Here is an 18273-nt window from a genome sequence, read left to right on the forward strand (position 1 = left end):
AACCCGGCCTGCGAGTGCGGACCGGGTTGCCAATAGTCGTGACGGCTAGGCTTACTTCGCCGAGGGGTCCTTGATGGTCTTGCCGATCGAGAAGGCCAGAAGGGCCGAGATCAGCATCAGGGCGCCGACGATGAACATCGGCATCTCGTAGAGACCCGTGGCATCCTTGACAGCACCGGTGATGTATGGCGCCGCGAAGCCCGCGATGTTGCCCACGGTGTTGATGAGCGCGATGCCTGCGGCAGCCGCGGCACCCGTGAGGAAGCGCGAGGGGAAGGACCAGAAGTTCGGCAGCGCCGAGAAGATCGCGCAGGCGGTGAGCGTGATGGCGATGACGGTTGCCTCAGGAGACGACATCAGCAGAGCGAGCGGTATGCTGATTGCGCCGACCAGAGCCGGGATACCGACGTGCCAGGCGCGGACGCCACGCTTGGATGCATCGCGGCTCCAGAAGAACAGCGCGACGGCGGCTGGCAGATACGGGATCGCCGTGATCAGGCCCTTGTCGAAGACGTTGAACTTGGTGCCGAACTTGGTTTCGAAGCCGGCAATGATGGTCGGCAGGAAGAAGGCCAGTGCATAGAGGCCGTAAATCAGGCCGAAGTAGATGACCGACAGGAGCCAGACGCGCTTGTCCTTGAGCGCCTGCAGGGTCATCGAGCCGTGGCCGGAGAGCTTGCCTGCTTCTTCCTTGGCGAGTTCGCGGTTCAGCCAGTCACGCTCTTCCGAGGTCAGCCACTTGGCGGCGGTCGGGGTGTCGGGCAGGTAGAACCAGGTGATGATGCCGACGATGATCGCAGGAACGGCGACGCCGAAGAACATGATGCGCCAGCCTTCATAGCCGAACAGGCCGTGTGCCTGGATGAGCAGCGAGGCGATCGGTGCACCGATAACTGTGGTCAGCGGCTGGGCCAGATAGAAGAGCGCCAGGATCTTGGCGCGATGGCGGCCGGGAACCCAGGTGCTGAGATAGAGGATGGCGCCGGGGAAGAAGCCCGCCTCGGCAACGCCGAGCAGGAAGCGCAGCGAATAAAGGCCGGTAACGCTGCTGACCCAGGTGAAGAGCATCGCAACGACGCCCCAGGTCACCATGATACGGGCGAGCCAGCGGCGGGCGCCATATTTGTGAAGCGCCAGGTTGCTGGGGATTTCCAGAACGATATAGCCAACGAAGAAGATGCCGGCGGCAAAGCCGAACTGGGCCGCGGTCATGCCGAGGTCCTGCGTCATCCCGTTCGGGCCGGCAAAGGAGATTGCCGTACGGTCGAGGAAGTTGATGAAGAACATCAAGGCGATGAAGGGCACCAGGCGAATGGAGATCTTGCGGATCGCCGATTTTTCGACCTGCTGTTCCTGGTCTGATAGTTTAAACGTCGCGTTCACATAGTCCTCCCGACAAGACCGCTGCGGCCCATCGAGCCTACGATTGCGACTTGCGCTATGCAGACCCGCTGTGTCGGGAATGCTGGATGTTGATCTCTAGCCCTACCGCGAAAGTCGGTCTCCTATGTCCGCAACCTGTGCAACTGACCGCGCCCCGTCACCGAATGCGCCTTGCTGCACGAGCCCCAACGGACATGCCTCCTCCCCTAGCGAGCGACACATTCCTGTCAAATTACCAGCCACTCGTCAACTGGTATGATGAGATAGTGAGTATTCTTTAACAGAATATTAGAACATACACAAAATCAGGAAGCACTGAATCGCACCGCATAACGAAAAGGCGCCGCACTCGGAGGAGCGCGGCGCCTTTGGCGATGGATATAGGCCCGGCCTTATCAGGCGACGGTCACCGGCACTTCCGTGGAGGTGCGCATGGCGTGGCTGTAGGGGCAGACGATGTGGGCGGCAGCGGCCAGCTTTTCAGCGGTCGGCTTGTCGAGGCCCGGAATGTTGACCGTCAGCGCCACTTCGATGCCGAAGCCGCCGCCATCTTCACGCGGGCCGATGCCGACGGTGGCCGATACGGTCGTGTCTTCTGGAATCTTGACCTTCTGCTGGCCCGCGACAAATTTCAGGGCACCGAGGAAGCAGGCCGAGTAGCCGGCCGCGAAGAGCTGTTCCGGATTGGTGCCGGTGGCGCCGTCGCCGCCAAGTTCCTTCGGCACCGTCAGCGTGACATCGAGAACGCCGTTTTCGGAAACGGCGCGGCCTGCGCGGCCACCGGTGGCGGAAGCTTTGGTTGTGTAGAGGATCGGCATGTGAGTCTCCTTCATTGGCTCCTTCGTTGGGGCTGGATTTTGTATATCGCGCAATTAAATTGTATGCAAGTGAATTTTGCAAATTGCATTCGAAATCCGAAAAGACGACAATGCGGTATCGGGGAAAGACGATGACCAAAGCGCAGATGGCTAAGACGATGAAAATTCCGGAAGAGGAAAAGCGGCTGGAGCGACAGCTCTGTTTCGCGGTCTATTCGACGGCGCATGCCTTTACGCGCGCCTACAAGCCGATCCTCGACAAGGTGGGCCTCACCTATCCGCAATATCTCGTCATGCTCGTTTTGTGGGAGAAGTCGGCGCTGCCGGTGAAGACGATAGGCGAGCAGCTCGATCTCGATTCGGGCACGCTCTCGCCCTTGTTGAAGCGCCTCGAGCAGAGCGGGCTCATCGTGCGCACCCGCGATCCCAAGGACGAGCGGCAGGTGATCGTGACGCTGACGGCAGAGGGCGACGCGATGCGATCGCAGGTGGACAACATCATGGGCGAGATCGGCCAGGCGATCGGCTGCACGCTGGAAGAGATGGCCGATATTCGCGAGAAGCTGCAAGGCCTGCGCGGCAACCTGACCGAGATGCGGTAGCCGCTCCATCCCCTCACCCGGGCCGACAAGCGGGTTGACTCCGAGGGATAGTTTGCGAATTTTATAGCCGCGACGCCTGTTCGCGCAGTTCAGTCGGGAGGAATTGCGAGATGTCATGCCCAAACCACGCACCATGTGCCTCACACCCGATCTTGTCCAACTCTGCTACCGCGAAGAGGCCGATCCCGGTCCGGACCCGCGTCGCACGACGCTGACGGACGACGATTTCGCCGCGCTCACCGCGCGACTGACGGAAGAGAGCGGCGACGAGCCGCTGTGGGTCTTCGCCTATGGCTCGCTGATCTGGAAACCGGAATTCGAGTTCGTCGACCAGAGCCGAGCGACTGCTCTCGGCTGGCACCGCTCCTTCTGTCTGGAGATCAAGAGCTGGCGCGGCTCGCCCGAGCAGGCAGGGCTGATGATGGCGCTCGATCGCGGCGGGCAGTGCGACGGCATGATGTACCAGTTGCCTCAGGGAGACCGGGCGGCGCAGATCTCCCGGCTGCTGCGCCGCGAGATCAGCGACCGCGAGCATATCGATACTATAAGGTGGCTGCCAGTGAAGACGCCCGAGGGCCGGGCTCGGGCGCTGGGTTTCTGGATCGGGCCGACGGGCAACCGCATCTACCGCAAGCAGCCCCTGCCCCTGGTGGCCGCCACGCTTGCACGCGCCTGCGGCTATGTCGGTTCCTGCGCCGAATATCTCTACAACACCGTCACGCATCTCGAGAATTTCGGCATCCACGACCGAAACCTCTGGCGCCTGCAGGAACTCGTCGCCGCCGAGATCCGCAAGATCCACGGGATCGCGGAGCCGACGGCATAGAGGCTTGCCGCTCGGGCGATGACGGCTCTACGACCCGGCTTCACGCAGTGACTTCATCATCTCCCGCAGACCCCGGCTCAGGTGCTTGTCGCGGCGCACGACCATTCCGAGCTTGCGCACCAGCGGCGGGCTGACGGGTGCGGTTTCGAGGAAGCCGGCGCGGTCGCGCTTCAGCGCAAGGCCGGGCAGGATCGACCAGCCGAGGCCGGCCGCCACCAGTTCCTTGATGGCCTCGACGCTGCCGAATTCCATCGCCGGGCGCGCGACCAGACCGGCCTGCCCCATCCATTCGTCGATGGTCCGCCTCGTGTTGCCGCCGTCATAGAGCAGCAGCGGCTTGGTGTTGATGAAGGCCGCGTCCGGACCGCCATGCGGGATGGCCGAGCCGCGCGGCGCGACCACCATCAGCTCGTCGTCATAGAATGCCTCGACCTCGAAGGACCGGCCGGGCGCCGGCAGCGTCACGACCGCGACATCGAGCGCATTGGTCTCGAGATCGCGCAGGATGTCGTCGGTATTGCCGATGCGGACGGTGACTTCGAGCCCGGGCATCTTCTTCCTGGCGCGCGAGATCGCCAGCGGCAGCAGGTGAATGGAGGCGGTGGCGCCGCTACCGATGCGCACGCGGCCGCTCTCGCCATTCCTGTGCGGCGTCATCGCCTCCTCGGCATCGGCCAGTTCCCGCATGATCCGCCGCGCATGGTCGAGAAATTCGAGACCGGCCGCCGTCGGCTGCGCGCGGCGCCCGACGCGCTCGATCAAGCGCACGCCGAGGCGCTGCTCCAGGAGCTTGATCTGCAGGCTGACCGCCGGCTGGGTCACGCCCGCCTTGTCGGCGGCGGCGGTGAAGCTTCCGAGTTCGGCGATGTGAATGAAGGTCTGCAGCTGATCGAAACCGAAAGCCATGCGAAGTTTCTCTTATGGTTTGCATAAGATGCATAAGCTTCATTGCGATATATATCCAGCGCATTGTCGGGACAGGCCAATACGGAGACAGAAGAGATGGCGACCGACACATCGGACGAAAGAGCAAGCCAACCGCGCGTGCCGGCATTGCTGGCAACGCTTGCGGAGGCGGCGCGAAACCTTATCGAAAGCATCGAGACGCGCTGCCGGAAGCGACGCGGCAGGGCGGCGCTCAGCGAACTCACCGATGACGAACTCAAGGATATCGGCGTGTCGCGCGCGGAAGCGATGACGGAAGCGGCGAAATCGGCGTTCTGGGGATGAGGAGCGCTTGGGGCGCACAGCCGAGAAGCCATGGGGCCGGCGCGAAAAGTCTCTCCCCTGATCGGGGAGAGACGGAGACAGTGACTTACTGCTTGACGACGATCGGCGCCTTGTTCGGCACGCGGTCATAGAGGTCGATGATGTCCTGGTTGAGCAGGCGGACGCAGCCAGACGATACGGCCTTGCCGATCGAGCGCCAGTCCGGATTGCCGTGCAGGCGGTAGAGCGTGTCCTGACCGCCCGAGAAGATGTAGAGCGCGCGGGCGCCGAGCGGGTTCTTCAGGCCCGGCTCCATGCCGCCGTTCTCGATCGAATATTTTACGAGTTCCGGCTGACGGGCGACCATCTCATTCGGTGGCTTCCAGCGCGGCCACTTCTGACGCCACTGGATGACGCCGTCGCCCTGCCAGGCGAAGCCTTCGCGGCCGATGCCGACGCCGTAGCGCATCGCCGTCCCGCCCGGCTGGACGAGATAGAGGAAGCGCGAGGGGGTATCGACGACGATGGTGCCGGGGCGCTCGCCGGTCGGATCGATGACCTGCTGGCGATAGAAGCGCGGATCGATCTGCTGGTAGGGAACCGGCGGAATGAGGAAACCGCCATCCTCGACCGGGCCGTACATGACAGCGAGCTCGGCATCGGTGGGCGCCGGCGTCGTCTGGAAGGCACGGATTGGATTCGGGAATGCCATTGGCTGGCCGTACGACGGGCTCGTGCCCGAAGTGGAGGCACACCCTGCCAGCGCCGATGCCGCGGTTACCGCTGAAAGCGATAGAAAGTTGCGGCGGGATATGGATTTGTCAAAGCTCATAACGAGGGTCAATTTTCCTTAAGCGCGGAAACGGCGAACGTCGTTTCCTGGAGGGTTGTTCAACGCTAGTCACAATTCAAGGAAACTATCCCGTTATGCTAAATAAACCAGAACCTCACGAAGACGTGTGCCCGCTTGCGGCGACGTTCTCACGCCGCCTGTTGCGCGGCTACATCACCACGATCTCGGACTTGGCCGAAACACGGTCGTAGAGGTCGATGACGTCCTGGTTCATCATGCGCACGCAGCCCGACGACGTGGACTTGCCGATCGATTCCCAATCGGGCGTTCCGTGGATTCGGTAGAGCGTATCCTCGCCATTCTTGAAGATATACATGGCGCGCGCGCCAAGCGGATTTCCAAGGCCTGGGTTCATGCCGCCATTGGCCGCCGAAAACGAGCGGACATCGGGCTGGCGCTTGACCATCTCATCGGGCGGCGTCCAGCGCGGCCACTTCTGCTTCCACTGGATGACACCACGACCCGACCAGGCATAGCCTTCGCGGCCGAGACCGACGCCATAGCGCATGGCCTTGCCATTGGGCTCGATGAAATAGAGGTGCTTGGTCTTGGTGTTGACGACGATGGTGCCGGGCTTTTCGGTCGAGGGGTAATCGACCTCCTGGCGCATATATACAGGATCGACGCGGCTGACGGGGATGGCAGGCAGCGTGAAGTCGTTGTCCCTGACCTCGCCATACATCGCGGCGCTGACGGGATTGATCAACGGCATGCCGTAGGTGCGCATCTGGGTGGCGCCGGGGATGCCGTAGGTCTGGTTGTAGATCGTCGCCGGGACGCCGGGACGCTGCGGGATCGGCGCGTTGATCGGGCGGACGCGATCGGGATCGATGCCCGGCGGCTTGTAGAACACCGGATAGGTTTCCTGCACGAAACGGGCCGGATCGGTGGCGCCGGTATCGGGCACGAGAATGTTGCAGCCGCCAAGCGACAGGGCCGCCAACACAAGCCCCGACATGGCCGACAACCGGCTTAGACCCTTCATGAAACCACCCTCATCGATAACAGCGACATTTATAGCTGCCGCGAGGATGGCATGCGCGGCTGGCGCGAAGCTGGCGACGACGACCAGCCAGCGCCCTAACGCGACTGATTAAGCCGCCACGCCGTGGAAGAAGCGGATGCTCTGCTCGATTTCCTCGGGCAAGGCGGATGTGTGGCCGCCCTTGGCTGTATCCGTCTCGATGCGAACTCCGCCGGAGCGCGCGCGGCTGGCAAGCAGGCCGGCGCGGTCGTTGAAATGCGATTCGTCCGTGCCGTGGACGACGCGCACCGGGCACTTGAAGCTCTGCGCGTAGCAGAGCGCCGTGCGCACCTCGAACTCGTGGGTGTTGTCGTCGTCGAAGCGGATATCCTGCGGATAGCGATTGAAAAAGCGGAAGGCGTCGGGATTGCCGGAGATCGGGGCTGCCGCGCGGAACTTGTGAGTGGACATCGAGGCCAGCATGGTGAGCGTGCCGCCGATGCTGTGGCCGGCGATGAAGAGGCGGTTCGCATCGACACCCGGCAGATGCGCCAGGCGGTCTGCGGCAGACAGCACGTCGTCCACCTCGTCATAAAAGCCGGAGAAATTGCCCGCCTGGCCGTTTTCGCCGCGCACCGACGGCATCAGCACCACGAAGCCGGCATCGATATAAGGTCCCATCAGGTTCCAGTGGCCAACGCCCATGGCATTGCCGCCATGCAGGAAGAGAATGCCGGGCTTGGCCTTGCGCTCGCGCTTGTATTTCGACACCCAGGCGACCAACTCCAGCTCGCCGCCATAGCCGGAGCGATAGAAGATCTTCTCGGCATTGGCGGGCGCATCGAGCGGCTCGTATTTGTCGGGCGCCGGGCCTTTTTCGAGCAGCCGCGTGCGGAAGCGCTTGCGCACCTTGGCGTAATCGCGGGTGATCAGGCGCGGCTCGGGGGGAACGTCGAAGGCATTGGCGACACCTGGAAGAGCCGGAAGAACAAGGGCACCGGCGAGCCCGCCAAGAAGCAGGCGGCGCTGGCGCGAAAAGGAATGGTCGTTGTCTGATGTCATATCACTCTTCCGTCTTCCCCGGCATGATAGATGCTTGCACCCTCGACGCATCAACGCCAAGACACATTGTGTTGAGGATGCACAGTCGGATGTATTTTGCATCAGGAAAATGCGAGGTCAGCGAGAGATCATCGAGAAAACGGTGACTTGAGGACCGCCCCTACCCCGCCTTCGCATCGATCATCGCCACCAGCGTCGTCAACCTATCGGCCTCATAGGAAGGCTTGTCTTGCCGTAGGCGCGAGATGCGGGGGAAGCGCATGGCGACGCCTGACTTGTGGCGGTTGGAGCGGTTGATGCCTTCGAAGGCGACTTCCACCACGAAGCCGAAATCCTTGTCGGCGCGCACGGCGCGCACCGGGCCGAAGCGTTCGGTGGTATTGTTGCGCACGAACTTGTCGAGGATCTCCAGCTCGGCGTCGGTGAAGCCGAAATAGGCCTTGCCGACGGGCACCAGCTGCTCGCCGTCGGGCGTTTCGGCCCAAACGCCGAAGGTGAAATCGGAATAGTAGCTCGAGCGCTTGCCGTGGCCGCGCTGCGCGTACATCAGCACGGCATCGACATTATAGGGGTTGCGCTTCCACTTGAACCACGGCCCCTTCAGCCGTCCGGCCTGGTAGACGCTGTCGCGGCGCTTGATCATCACGCCTTCGATGACGGGATCGGGCGGGGTCGAGCGCAGGTCGTCAAGTTCTTCCCATGAGGAAAACGGAACCAGCGCGGAGAGGTCGAAGCGCTCGTGCGGCGCTTGCTCGACGATTTCGCTCAAGCGGGCGCGGCGTTCGAGATAGGTCTTGGCGCGCACATCCTCCTCGCCGTCGAACAACAGGTCGTAAGCCCTTATGAAGGCGGGGTAATCGTCCTGCATCTTCTGCGTCACGGTCTTGCGGTTGAGGCGCTGCTGCAAGTCGGAGAAGGTGCGGGTCGGGCTGTTTGAGCGGGCGGTGCCGCCGACCAGCAACTCGCCGTCGATGACGCCGTCGAAGCTGATCGAATCGACGATATCGGGAAAGGCGGCGGAGATGTCGTCGCCGGAGCGGGAGTAGATCTTGCGGGTATCGCCAGCGCGCGACAGCTGCACGCGGATGCCGTCCCATTTCCACTCGGCGGCGTAGTCGGCCGGGTCGAGCTGCGTGAGATCGCCCTCCTCCACCGGGTTTGCCAGCATCACCGAATGGAAGATCGCCGGCGTCGCCAGCACCGGCTTACCGCCCTTGCCCTCCAGCCAAGCAAACAGGCTCTCATAGGGCGGCTGCAGGCCGTGCCACAATGTCTCGATCTCGGTCACATCGGGTTCACCGAGATCGGCCAGCGCCTGCTTGGCGAGCCTTGCCGATACACCGATGCGCAGCGCGCCGGTCGCGAGCTTGATGAAGGCGAAGCGGCCGGAGGCGTCGAGGCGGTCGAGCAGGTCGCGGACATAGCCGCGCACCTCGGTGCGGCCGAGCGTGTTCATCTCAGCCACCACCTCTCCGAGCCTCGGCTGCGCCAGCGCCGAGCGCTCTATGTCGCGCTCATTGTCCCAGACGAGCGAGATGGTTTCCGCCAGATCGCCGACGTAGTCGTAGGAGTAGCGGAAGAGGACGTCGTCGATGCGCTCCAGCGCCAGTTCGCGCAGCATGGCGGGCTTGACGTTGCGCACATCGAGCGTGCCGGCGATGGCCGCGAGGCCGTAGCCGCGATCGGGGTCGGGCGTGTCGCGGAAGTAGTCGGTCAGCAGCTTGAGCTTGTCGTTGCGGGATGGCGTAAGTACCAGGCGGTCGAGGAGGTCGGCGAAGGCTTTCATGGGTGGCCTCCGTCGCTTCCGTAGGAGGCGTTGGTGGGTGGGATACCCCCCTCTGTCCTGCCGGACATCTCCCCCACAAGGGGGGAGATTGGCTGGGTGCAACCGTTCGCTCCACGCTCATTGTTTGGCTCTGGGCAAGCCACTTGCCGATCTCCCCCCTTGTGGGGGAGATGCCCGGCAGGGCAGAGGGGGGTAATGCTGGCGCCAAGGCCAACTATGCTCGTCAAGACACCCATCACTCCGCCTCATCCTCATACCCCACCAGATGCAGCGGCTTGGCCTTGATGCCCTGCAATTCGCACCAGCGCACCAGCGCCTCCTCGCGCCCATGCGTCACCCAGACCTCGGCTGGGTGAAGCTCGGAGATCGTGTCGGTGAGTTCGGGCCAGTCGCAATGGTCGGAGATCACAAGCGGCAGTTCCACACCGCCTTGCTTGGCACGCTGGCGCACCATCATCCAGCCGGACGCGAAGGCAGGCAGCGGGTCGTTGAAGCGGCGGGCCCAGCGGTCGGCGAAGGCGGATGACGGGCCGACGACGACGGCGCCCTTGAACGCCGACTTGTCGCGTCCCTCGACGGTTGCCGGGCGCAGCTCGCCGAGGTCGATGCCTTGGCTGACGTAGTAGTCGCAGAGCCGCTCCATGGCGCCGTGGATGTAGATGGGTTGGTCGTAGCCGGTGTCGCGCAGAAGGCGGATGACGCGCTGCGCCTTGCCGAGCGCGTAGGCGCCGATCATGTGGGTGCGCTCGGGAAATTGGCGCAGCGACGCATAGAGCTTGGCCATTTCGCCCGCGGGGTCCGGGTGGTGGAAGACAGGCAGGCCGAAGGTCGCCTCGGTGATGAAGACGTCGCAGGCAACAGGCTCATAGGGCGCGCAGGTCGGGTCCGGACGGCGCTTGTAATCTCCCGAGACGACGATGCGGGTCGCGTCCTTCTCGATGGCGATCTGGGCGGAGCCGAGCACATGTCCGGCGGGGTGGAAGCTCACCTTGACGCCGTTGACGACGATTTCTTCGCCGAAGGCGGCGGGCTGCTCCGAGCCGCAGAAATCCTCGCCGTAGCGGATGCGCATGATGTCGAGCGTCTGGCGGGTGGCGAGCACATGGCCGTGGCCGGAGCGGGCGTGGTCGGAATGGCCGTGGGTGATCAGCGCGCGCTCCACGGGCCTGACCGGATCGACATAAAATCGGCCTACCGGGCAGTAGAGGCCCTCGGGCGCGGGATAAAGCAGCGCGTCAAATCTCATCGCCATAGAGATAGCGGCAAATGGCGGAAGAACCAGAGGGGCTGGCGGGATCGGGGCCCTTTGGCGTCGCCCTGCCCCGCCCCTTTGTCCTAGCGGCTCAGAAAAGCGGGAATTTCCTCAGCCGGCAGCGGCCTGGAGAAGCGGTAGCCCTGGGCTTCCTCGCACTTGGCGAAGCGCAGGAACTCGCGCTGCTCGTCGGTCTCCACGCCCTCGGCGACGACCGTCAGCTTCAGCGTCTGCGCCAGCGAGATGACGGCCAGGCCGATGGCGACGGCGGTCTTGTCGGATGGCAGCGCCTCGATCAGCGAGCGATCCATCTTCAGGCGGTCGAAGGGGAAGGTCTTCAGCGAGGCGAGGCTGGAATAGCCGCTGCCGAAATCGTCGATCGAGAAGCGGATGCCGAGAGGGCGCAGCGCGTTCATGGTGGCGCGGGCACGGTCGGCGTCCTGCATCAGCACGCTTTCGGTGAGCTCGAGCTCCAGCCAGCGCGGTGCGAGGTCGAAACGCTCGATGGCTTCCGTCACATGACGCGCGAAATCCTTGTCGGTGAACTGCCGTGCCGAGACATTGACGGCGATGCGCAGCGGCGGCAGGCCCATGTCCTGCCATTCGCGCGCCTGGCGGCAGGCTTCGTTCAGCACCCAAAGTCCGAGCGGAATGATCAGCCCGCACTCTTCGGCCATCGGAATGAACTCGATCGGCGGCACCATTCCCCGCGTCGGGTGCTTCCAGCGCACCAAGGCTTCGAGCCCGGTCACCTCAAGTGTCGAGACATCGATCTGCGGCTGATAGTGAAGGATGAGCTGATTGGAGATGATCGCCTGTCTGAGTTCCTCCTGCTCGCTGATCGGCAGGTTGAGATCGGCATCGCGCGCACTTTGATAGTGCTGCAGTGTGTCGCGGCCGAGCTGCTTGGAGCGGTACATGGCGCCATCGGCGTTTGCCAGAAGCTCTTCGGCGGTGGCGCCGTCGCTTGGGAAAGAAGCGACGCCGATGCTACAGGTCACATGCAGCTGCTTGTCCTGATAGTTTATCGGCTTGCGCACCGCCTTGTGCAGTTCGCGCAGGCGGCGGGTGATGCCGGTATCGTGGTTCGACTGGTGCACGAGGACCACCACGAATTCGTCACCGCCGAGGCGCACGACCATGTCGGAGGCGCGCACGCCGTTCGCCATGCGGGCGGCGACTTCCTTCAGGACCTCGTCGCCAGCCCCGTGGCCGAGACCGTCGTTGATATCCTTGAAATTGTCGAGGTCGATATAGGCGACCGTGACCTTGCGGCCGCTGCGGCGTGCCTGATGCAGGGTCTTGGCCATCCGCTCCTTGAAGAAGGCGCGGTTGGGCAGGCCGGTCAGATCGTCGTGGTGGGCCATGAACTGGATGCGCTCGTCGCCACGGCGGCGTTCGATGGCAATGCCGGCGATGTGCGTCGCCATGGCGACGAATTCCATCTCGCGCGGTGTCGGGCGGCGAACCTCGCTGGAATAGAGCGCGAAGGTGCCGAGCACATTGTTCTGCGCCGTCATGACAGGCATCGACCAGCAGGAGCGGAAGCCGTATTGCTGCACCACGGCCCGATAGTCGGCCCAGAGCGGATCGACCATCATGTCCTCGACCATCACGAACTTGCCGCGCCAGGCCGCCGTTCCGCACGAGCCGGCATTCGGGCCGATCGTGATGCCATCGATCATTCGGCTGTAGATGCTTGGCAGGCTGGGCGACGAGCCGTGGTAGAGTCGTCGTCCGTCGCGATCCAGAATGAGCACCGATCCGGAAATGCCCTCGATCTCGGCCTCGACCAAGAGGACCAGCGCCTCAAGGATCATTTCGAGCGGCTCGTTGCGGGCGATCATTTCCACTATTTGCGCCTGGTTACGGCGAAACTCTTCCTGCCGTTGCCGCTCGGTGATATCGCGCGAAACGCCGATCAAGCCGACGATCTCGCCCTTGTCGTTGCGCAACGGAAGCTTGGAGGTAAGCCGGCAGGTGACGAGTTCGCTTGATGCCGAACGGACCATCTCTTCGACATCGAGCCGCCGCTCGCCCGTCGCCATGATCTCCTGTTCGAACTCGAAAAAGCCGCGCGCGGTCTGGAAGTCGAAGAAATCGAAATCGCGCTTGCCGGTGAGGTCCTCGGGGTCGTCAACTCCGAAGGAGCGCGCGACGGTGGCATTGGCGAACACGAAACGGCTGGCGCGGTCCTTGACGTAGAAGAAATCGGGAAGCTCGTGGATGATCGCCTTCAGTCCGAGATCCTCGATGCCCGCGGCCATGCCAAGGCGGCTGGAGACAATGAGCGCTTCGGCGGCAGCGGCAATCCGTTTCGAGTCGATCTCAGTCACATCGGCATCGCGGCGGCCGGCACTCAAGTCATTCATTGTCAGTCTCCAGAGTGGCCGCAACGGCAACCACGCCATCAAACACGGTCATACACACAGTAAATCCGGAGATGCTTCCGGATTACCCAGCCACATTCAAATAAAAAGGTGAATCATACGCCAACACCACTGCATGAATCGCATGACTAATAAATAATAATCCTATCAACTTCCGGTGTATCAAAATGATACTGTCGTCGCGGCACGGTTCCTGCATGGCGGCCACCATGAACAAATCACCTCTCCTATCGTCCCGCCGCAATCTCCTGCGCCTTGCCGCCTGCTCAACGGTCGCCATGCTTGCGCCGCCCGCCTTCGCGGCGAGCCGGCAGCCGGATCTGCGCGGGTCGATCGACGCGGTGAAATACAAGGCCGCACCCGATCCTGGTGACGGCAAGAGCAGCAGCCTGCAGAAGATGATCGACGACGCGTCGGCGGAGAACGTTCCGGTGTTCCTGCCGCCCGGTGTCTACAAGGTGTCGAACCTGACCCTGCCCAACAATACGCGCATCACCGGCGTGCCGGGCGCATCGCGGATCGTCTATACCGGCGACGGACGCCTGTTTACCGCCGAGAACGTCAAGCGCATCGAGCTCTCCAATATCGTGATCGACGGGCAGAACCGCTGGCTGGGCGATAATGCGTCCGCTCTGGTGCAATTCACCGGCGTCGACGACGTCGTGATCGACAATTGCGAGATCTCGGGAAGCCGCAAGCATGGACTGCAGCTGGAACGCTGCGGCGGGCGGATCGAGCGCAGCCGCATATCGGGGGCCGCGCAATCCGGGCTCTACGTGGTGGAATCCTCGGGCCTTTCGGTGACCAATAACGAGGTCTTCGATTGCGGCAATGGCGGCATCCTGATCCATCGCTGGAAAAAGGCGGCCGATGACAGCATCGTCAGTGGCAACCGGATCTACAGGATCGGCGCGACCGATGGCGGGACCGGGCAGAACGGCAACGGCATCAACCTGTTTCGCGCGGACAATGTCATGGTCGCCAACAACCACATCTCCGACTGCGCCTTCACCGCGATCCGCGCCAACTCGGCCTCCGACGTGCAGATCACGGGCAACCAGTGCCGGCGATCGGGCGAGACGGCGATCTATGTCGAATTCGAGTTCGAGGGGGCCGTGGTCGCAAACAACATGATCGACGGGGCCGCCAACGGCATCTCGATCGCCAATTTCGACAAGGGCGGCAGGCTCGCCAGCGTCACCGGCAACGTCATGCGCAATCTCAAGCTCGACGGACCCTACAAGCCGGATGTGAGCTTCGGCATCGGCATTGCCGCGGAGGCCGATACGCTGGTTTCGAACAACATCATCGAGGGTGCGCCAAGATGGGGCATGCAGCTCGGCTGGGGTCCCTACATGCGCAATCTGGTGGTCACCGGCAATGTGGTGCGCAAGGCGCCGGTCGGCTGCGCGGTTTCGGTCGTCGATGGGGCCGGAACGGCCGTCATCACCGACAACGTGTTTCAGGACATGGCCGAGGGAGCGGTGGTCGGGTTTGCGTGGGACAAGAAGATGTCGGGAGAACTGGCGGATGGCGCCGGGGGCTACGCGCATCTGACGGTCGAGCGCAATCGCGTGTCGTGAAGCATGTCGCGAAAAAGTGTGCAGCGGTTTTGCGCGACATGCGACGAGCTTTAATCCACCATCAAAAGCTTTGATTGACCCATCAGCCTTGGAAGCTTCCGCTTGATCGCCCTAGCCTCTAGGCTCGCGGCAGTTTTGAAGAGGGGCACATCATCATGCTGACAATCTACGGCGTTTATCGCTCGCGCGCCTCGCGCGTCTACTGGATGGCGGAAGAGCTCGGGCTGGAGTTCAAATCCGTGCCCGTGTTGCAGGCGCGGCGCCTCGACGACCCGCTGGCACCGGATGCGCCGGTCAATACGCTGTCGCCCGACTTTGCCGCCATCAACCCGATGGCGATGATCCCGGCCATCAAGGACGGCGATCTCGTCATGCACGAGTCGCTGGCGATCACGCTCTATCTCGCCCGCAAGCACGGCGGCTCGCTCGCCGGCCAGAGCGTGGAGGAAGACGGCCTTCTGACCATGTGGACGATGTGGGCGGCGACCGAGGTCGAGATCCACACGATCAAGCTCGTCATGACCTACGACAACGAGAAGGAAGACACCGACGAGGGCCGAGCGACCATCGCGGTGGCCAGCCGTTCGCTGAAGCGGCCGCTGGCGGTGCTCGAAAAGCATCTCGCCACCACCGACTATCTCGTCGGCAACCGCTTCACCGCCGCCGATCTCAACCTTGCCGAAGTGCTGCGCTATGCCCAGTCGGAGCAGGCATTGTTCGACGCGCACCCCAAGGTCGATGCCTGGATCAAGCGCTGCCAGGCCCGCCCGGCCTATATCGCCATGCAGGCGGCACGGTCCAAAGAGGCGGTGTGATCAGATAAACAGCTTCAAGGTCTCGGCCATCTCGGCGCGGATCCAGGCCTTGAAGTCCCTGACCTTTTTCGGCTCGCGCACCCCGTGCGCGGTCACGAAATAGTGGCCGAAGCCGGTTCTGGCGCGAATGCCGAATGGCGCGACCAGCTGGCCCTGCTGCAGCGCGTAGCCGGCCAGCGTCTGCCAGGCGAGCATTACCCCCTGCCCGGCGACGGCGGCATCGAGGCAGAGCGAGGCGTCATTGAAGACGTGGCGGGTTTCGAGCGCCGCACCCTCAAGCCCCGCCGCGCGCATCCAGACGTCCCAGCCAAACATCGCGCGGCCATCGATGATCGCGGGCAGCGCCAAGAGGTCGGCGGGTTCGCGCAGACGCTCGGCCATAGCGGGCGTGCAGACCGGGAACACCTCCTGCTCCAGCAACAGTTCCGCCTTCACATCCGGCCAGCGGCCATCGCCGACACGGATGCCGATATCGACATCGCAGAGCGCCGGATCGACCAGCTTCATGGTCGCGTCCATGCGCAGGTTGATGTCGGGGTGGTGTTCGGCGAAGCGATCGAGGCGATAGACCAGCCAACGTGCGGCGAAGACCGGCGCCACCGAGATCGTCAGGATGCTGTCGTCGCGGCGTTGCGCGAGCGCCACCGCCCGCGACAGATGCGCGAAGCCTTCACTCAGCGCCGCCAGCAGCGGAGCGCCCGCTTCGGTCGCCAGCATGCCCTTGGGCGTACGCTCGAAGATCGTTCGATCAAGCTGCGCCTCGGCCTTGATCACCTGCTGGCTGACGGCGCCGATCGACACACCAAGCTCCTCGGCCGCCGCCTGCAGCGAGCCCAGCCGCCCGACCGCTTCAAGCGCGCGCAGGCCGTTCAGATGTACCGAGTTCAGATTTCTCATATAGATTTTCTATATCAGAATTCCGTTATTCTCAATTGAAACCCTCCCCGCTTCGGGAGGATATTGCCCGGCATGACGCGTACATCTTACGCCTGCCAAGCGATCACCCACCGCAGGCAGAGACCGAGAAAGCGAGGCATCCGATGCAATGGCTAAAGTTTTTCTTGAACGAAGAGACCGCCGAACCGTCTTATGGGGCGGACCCGGCAGGCGATCCGCTCTCCCATCCCGATCTTGCGCGGATGTCGCTGACGGAGCTGGCGGACTTGCCGCTCGAGCGTTGCGAGCAGTCCAGCCAAAGCCTTAAGCGGCCAGAGCTGGCGCTCTGCGCATAGGCTCCGAAATCTGCTAGTCTCTCCCGGACGGGATCGGGAGAAAGGCATGGCTGAGGATATCGATGCGATCTTCAAGCGGCTGCTGCGGCTGGTGGCCGAGGCGAAGCTGCCCGGGGTCGAGGAAGGCACGTCCTACGGCAACCATGCGCTGAAGGTCGGGGGCAAGTCCTTCGTGGCCGTGAAGGATAACGAGACGGTGGTGATTTCCATTCCGCTGGACGAGAAGGAGGCGCTGCTTGAGCTGGCGCCCGAGATCTATTTTCAGACACTGCATTATGTCGGCTGGCAGTATCTGCCCGTGCGTATCGACGTCATCGGCGATGCGGAACTGACGGATCGGCTGATCCGCGCGTGGCGGTTGCGCGCGCCGAAGAAGCTTTCGGCAAGTTATCCGCAGTGAAGCGGCTTACGCCTTCTCGCGGGCGAGCGCACGCTGCACGGCGGGGCGATCGAGCATGCGGGCGTAGTGGTCGGCCACCTTCGGGAAGCGCGCCGGGTCGACATCGTCGCTCGGCAGCCAGCCGGTCATGACGAACAGATAGGGATCGGCGACGGAGTAGCGCTCGCCCATCACCCAGGGGCCGGCAAACATGCCGTCTTCGATCAGCGCGAAGCTCTCCGCCATCGTCTCCGGCACCTTGGCCTTCATCGCCTCATGGGCGGCGGCATCATCTGCCCAGCGGCTGGCGCGGCGGCCATGGGCGTGGTTCACATGCACCGTCGAGCAGATGTAGCTGTTGAAGGCCTGCAGGCGGGCGAATTCGAAGGGGTCGTCGAGCGGCGCGAGGCCGGCGGCCGGCGCGATGGCGGCGATATAGGCAAGGATTGCCGGGGTTTCGGTGAGCACGCCCTTTTCGGTCGCAAGTGCCGGGACGCGGCCCTTGGGATTGATCTTGCGATAGGCTTCGGAACGCTGTTCGCCATTGGCGGTATCGACCCGCTTCGCTTCGAAGGGAAGGCCCGATTCCTCGAGCGCGATGAGGCTGGCGCGGGAACATGCGCCGGGCGCGAAATACAATGTCAGCATGACGACTCCTGTTTTTTTCAGGAGAGCATAGAGCGCGCGCGGGGGATTGCGAGCGAGAAAGAGAGACCGCATGCGCGGCCTCCCCGATTTGTCTCTGGCGCAGCGTCAAGCGGCCTTGGCGCAGCCCGGCACGTCTTCCAGCCGGTACCAGACGGGAATGCCGCGCTCTCTTGCAATGCGGACATCGTTGTCGGCGCCCTTGGAGTCCCCTTCCAGCCGCAGCACGCCTTCGCACAGTTGCAGCAGGCGGCCCGCGACCGGGTGGAATATGCGCTCGTAGAGATCATCGCCGACGCTTTTGCCGCCGGCGGCATGCCAGACCGGCAGGGCGACCCATTCGCCGATCATCGGCACGTGGCCGGCTTCGAACAAAACGTGCGACGGCGCTTCCAGCCGCTGCAGGTTGGCCGCCATCTTCGCCGGATCGTCACCGGTTCCGGAACGATAGGGGCCCGCAATCAAGATCAACAT

General features: G+C 63.3%; 19 protein-coding genes. 7 read left to right on the forward strand and 12 right to left on the reverse strand.

What is annotated here, in order from left to right:
* Nucleotides 1-51: 51 nt before the first annotated feature.
* On the reverse strand, nt 52-1383 hold the full coding sequence (locus D460_RS0112970) for an MFS transporter (protein ID WP_018898984.1): 1332 nt from the start codon (nt 1381-1383) through the stop codon (nt 52-54).
* A gap of 395 nt (nt 1384-1778) precedes the next feature.
* Nucleotides 1779-2201, reverse strand: a complete 423-nt coding sequence (locus D460_RS0112975; protein ID WP_018898985.1) for an organic hydroperoxide resistance protein — start codon at nt 2199-2201, stop codon at nt 1779-1781.
* Nucleotides 2202-2332: 131 nt separating this feature from the next.
* On the opposite strand from D460_RS0112975, the gene D460_RS0112980 reads away from it, so the two are divergent.
* Complete coding sequence (locus tag D460_RS0112980) at nt 2333-2803, forward strand: MarR family transcriptional regulator (RefSeq protein ID WP_018898986.1); 471 nt, start codon at nt 2333-2335, stop codon at nt 2801-2803.
* Between the two features lie 115 nt (nt 2804-2918).
* Nucleotides 2919-3629 (forward strand): gamma-glutamylcyclotransferase, encoded by a 711-nt coding sequence (locus D460_RS0112985; RefSeq protein ID WP_245267742.1) that lies wholly within the window; start codon nt 2919-2921, stop codon nt 3627-3629.
* Between the two features lie 27 nt (nt 3630-3656).
* Here the strand turns inward: D460_RS0112985 and D460_RS0112990 are convergent, their stop codons facing one another.
* A complete protein-coding gene (locus D460_RS0112990; RefSeq protein WP_018898988.1) occupies nt 3657-4535 on the reverse strand; it encodes a LysR family transcriptional regulator in 879 nt (292 codons plus the stop codon).
* A 96-nt stretch (nt 4536-4631) separates the two neighbouring features.
* Between D460_RS0112990 and D460_RS0112995 the strand changes: the two genes are divergently transcribed.
* Nucleotides 4632-4859 (forward strand): DUF1127 domain-containing protein, encoded by a 228-nt coding sequence (locus tag D460_RS0112995; protein ID WP_018898989.1) that lies wholly within the window; start codon nt 4632-4634, stop codon nt 4857-4859.
* 85 nt (nt 4860-4944) lie between these two features.
* Here D460_RS0112995 and D460_RS0113000 read toward each other — a convergent pair whose 3' ends face one another.
* From D460_RS0113000 to D460_RS0113025, 6 genes are all read right to left on the reverse strand, one after another.
* Nucleotides 4945-5670 carry a L,D-transpeptidase gene (locus D460_RS0113000; protein WP_026283092.1) on the reverse strand — a complete coding sequence of 242 codons (726 nt, stop codon included), beginning with the start codon at nt 5668-5670 and terminating at the stop codon, nt 4945-4947.
* 169 nt (nt 5671-5839) lie between these two features.
* Nucleotides 5840-6676 carry a L,D-transpeptidase gene (locus D460_RS0113005; RefSeq protein WP_026283093.1) on the reverse strand — a complete coding sequence of 279 codons (837 nt, stop codon included), beginning with the start codon at nt 6674-6676 and terminating at the stop codon, nt 5840-5842.
* Between the two features lie 108 nt (nt 6677-6784).
* Nucleotides 6785-7717, reverse strand: coding sequence for an alpha/beta fold hydrolase (locus D460_RS0113010; protein ID WP_018898992.1), 933 nt, complete (start codon nt 7715-7717; stop codon nt 6785-6787).
* 160 nt (nt 7718-7877) lie between these two features.
* The gene (locus D460_RS0113015; protein ID WP_018898993.1) at nt 7878-9503 is read right to left on the reverse strand and encodes a cisplatin damage response ATP-dependent DNA ligase; all 1626 of its coding nucleotides are present in this window, start codon (nt 9501-9503) and stop codon (nt 7878-7880) included.
* A 235-nt stretch (nt 9504-9738) separates the two neighbouring features.
* Nucleotides 9739-10749, reverse strand: coding sequence for a ligase-associated DNA damage response exonuclease (locus D460_RS0113020; protein ID WP_026283094.1), 1011 nt, complete (start codon nt 10747-10749; stop codon nt 9739-9741).
* Nucleotides 10750-10838: 89 nt separating this feature from the next.
* Nucleotides 10839-13127 (reverse strand): EAL domain-containing protein, encoded by a 2289-nt coding sequence (locus D460_RS0113025; protein WP_018898995.1) that lies wholly within the window; start codon nt 13125-13127, stop codon nt 10839-10841.
* A 227-nt stretch (nt 13128-13354) separates the two neighbouring features.
* On the opposite strand from D460_RS0113025, the gene D460_RS0113030 reads away from it, so the two are divergent.
* Complete coding sequence (locus D460_RS0113030) at nt 13355-14728, forward strand: TIGR03808 family TAT-translocated repetitive protein (RefSeq protein ID WP_037111259.1); 1374 nt, start codon at nt 13355-13357, stop codon at nt 14726-14728.
* Between the two features lie 155 nt (nt 14729-14883).
* Nucleotides 14884-15543 (forward strand): glutathione S-transferase family protein, encoded by a 660-nt coding sequence (locus D460_RS0113035; RefSeq protein ID WP_018898997.1) that lies wholly within the window; start codon nt 14884-14886, stop codon nt 15541-15543.
* On the opposite strand, the gene D460_RS0113040 is transcribed toward D460_RS0113035, so the two are convergent.
* Nucleotides 15544-16440, reverse strand: coding sequence for a LysR substrate-binding domain-containing protein (locus D460_RS0113040; protein ID WP_018898998.1), 897 nt, complete (start codon nt 16438-16440; stop codon nt 15544-15546). It lies immediately after the preceding gene.
* A 164-nt stretch (nt 16441-16604) separates the two neighbouring features.
* On the opposite strand from D460_RS0113040, the gene D460_RS0113045 reads away from it, so the two are divergent.
* Both D460_RS0113045 and D460_RS0113050 read left to right on the forward strand, forming a co-directional pair.
* Complete coding sequence (locus tag D460_RS0113045; RefSeq protein ID WP_245267743.1) at nt 16605-16775, forward strand: hypothetical protein; 171 nt, start codon at nt 16605-16607, stop codon at nt 16773-16775.
* Nucleotides 16776-16821: 46 nt separating this feature from the next.
* Nucleotides 16822-17175, forward strand: a complete 354-nt coding sequence (locus D460_RS0113050; protein ID WP_018899000.1) for an MmcQ/YjbR family DNA-binding protein — start codon at nt 16822-16824, stop codon at nt 17173-17175.
* A gap of 6 nt (nt 17176-17181) precedes the next feature.
* Here the strand turns inward: D460_RS0113050 and D460_RS0113055 are convergent, their stop codons facing one another.
* Entirely contained in the window at nt 17182-17802 is a 621-nt protein-coding gene (locus D460_RS0113055; RefSeq protein WP_018899001.1) for a glutathione S-transferase, read from the reverse strand.
* 105 nt (nt 17803-17907) lie between these two features.
* On the reverse strand, nt 17908-18273 hold the full coding sequence (locus tag D460_RS0113060) for a hypothetical protein (RefSeq protein WP_018899002.1): 366 nt from the start codon (nt 18271-18273) through the stop codon (nt 17908-17910).

Source organism: Rhizobium sp. 2MFCol3.1, assembly GCF_000377565.1.
Classification (GTDB): Bacteria; Pseudomonadota; Alphaproteobacteria; order Rhizobiales; family Rhizobiaceae; genus Rhizobium.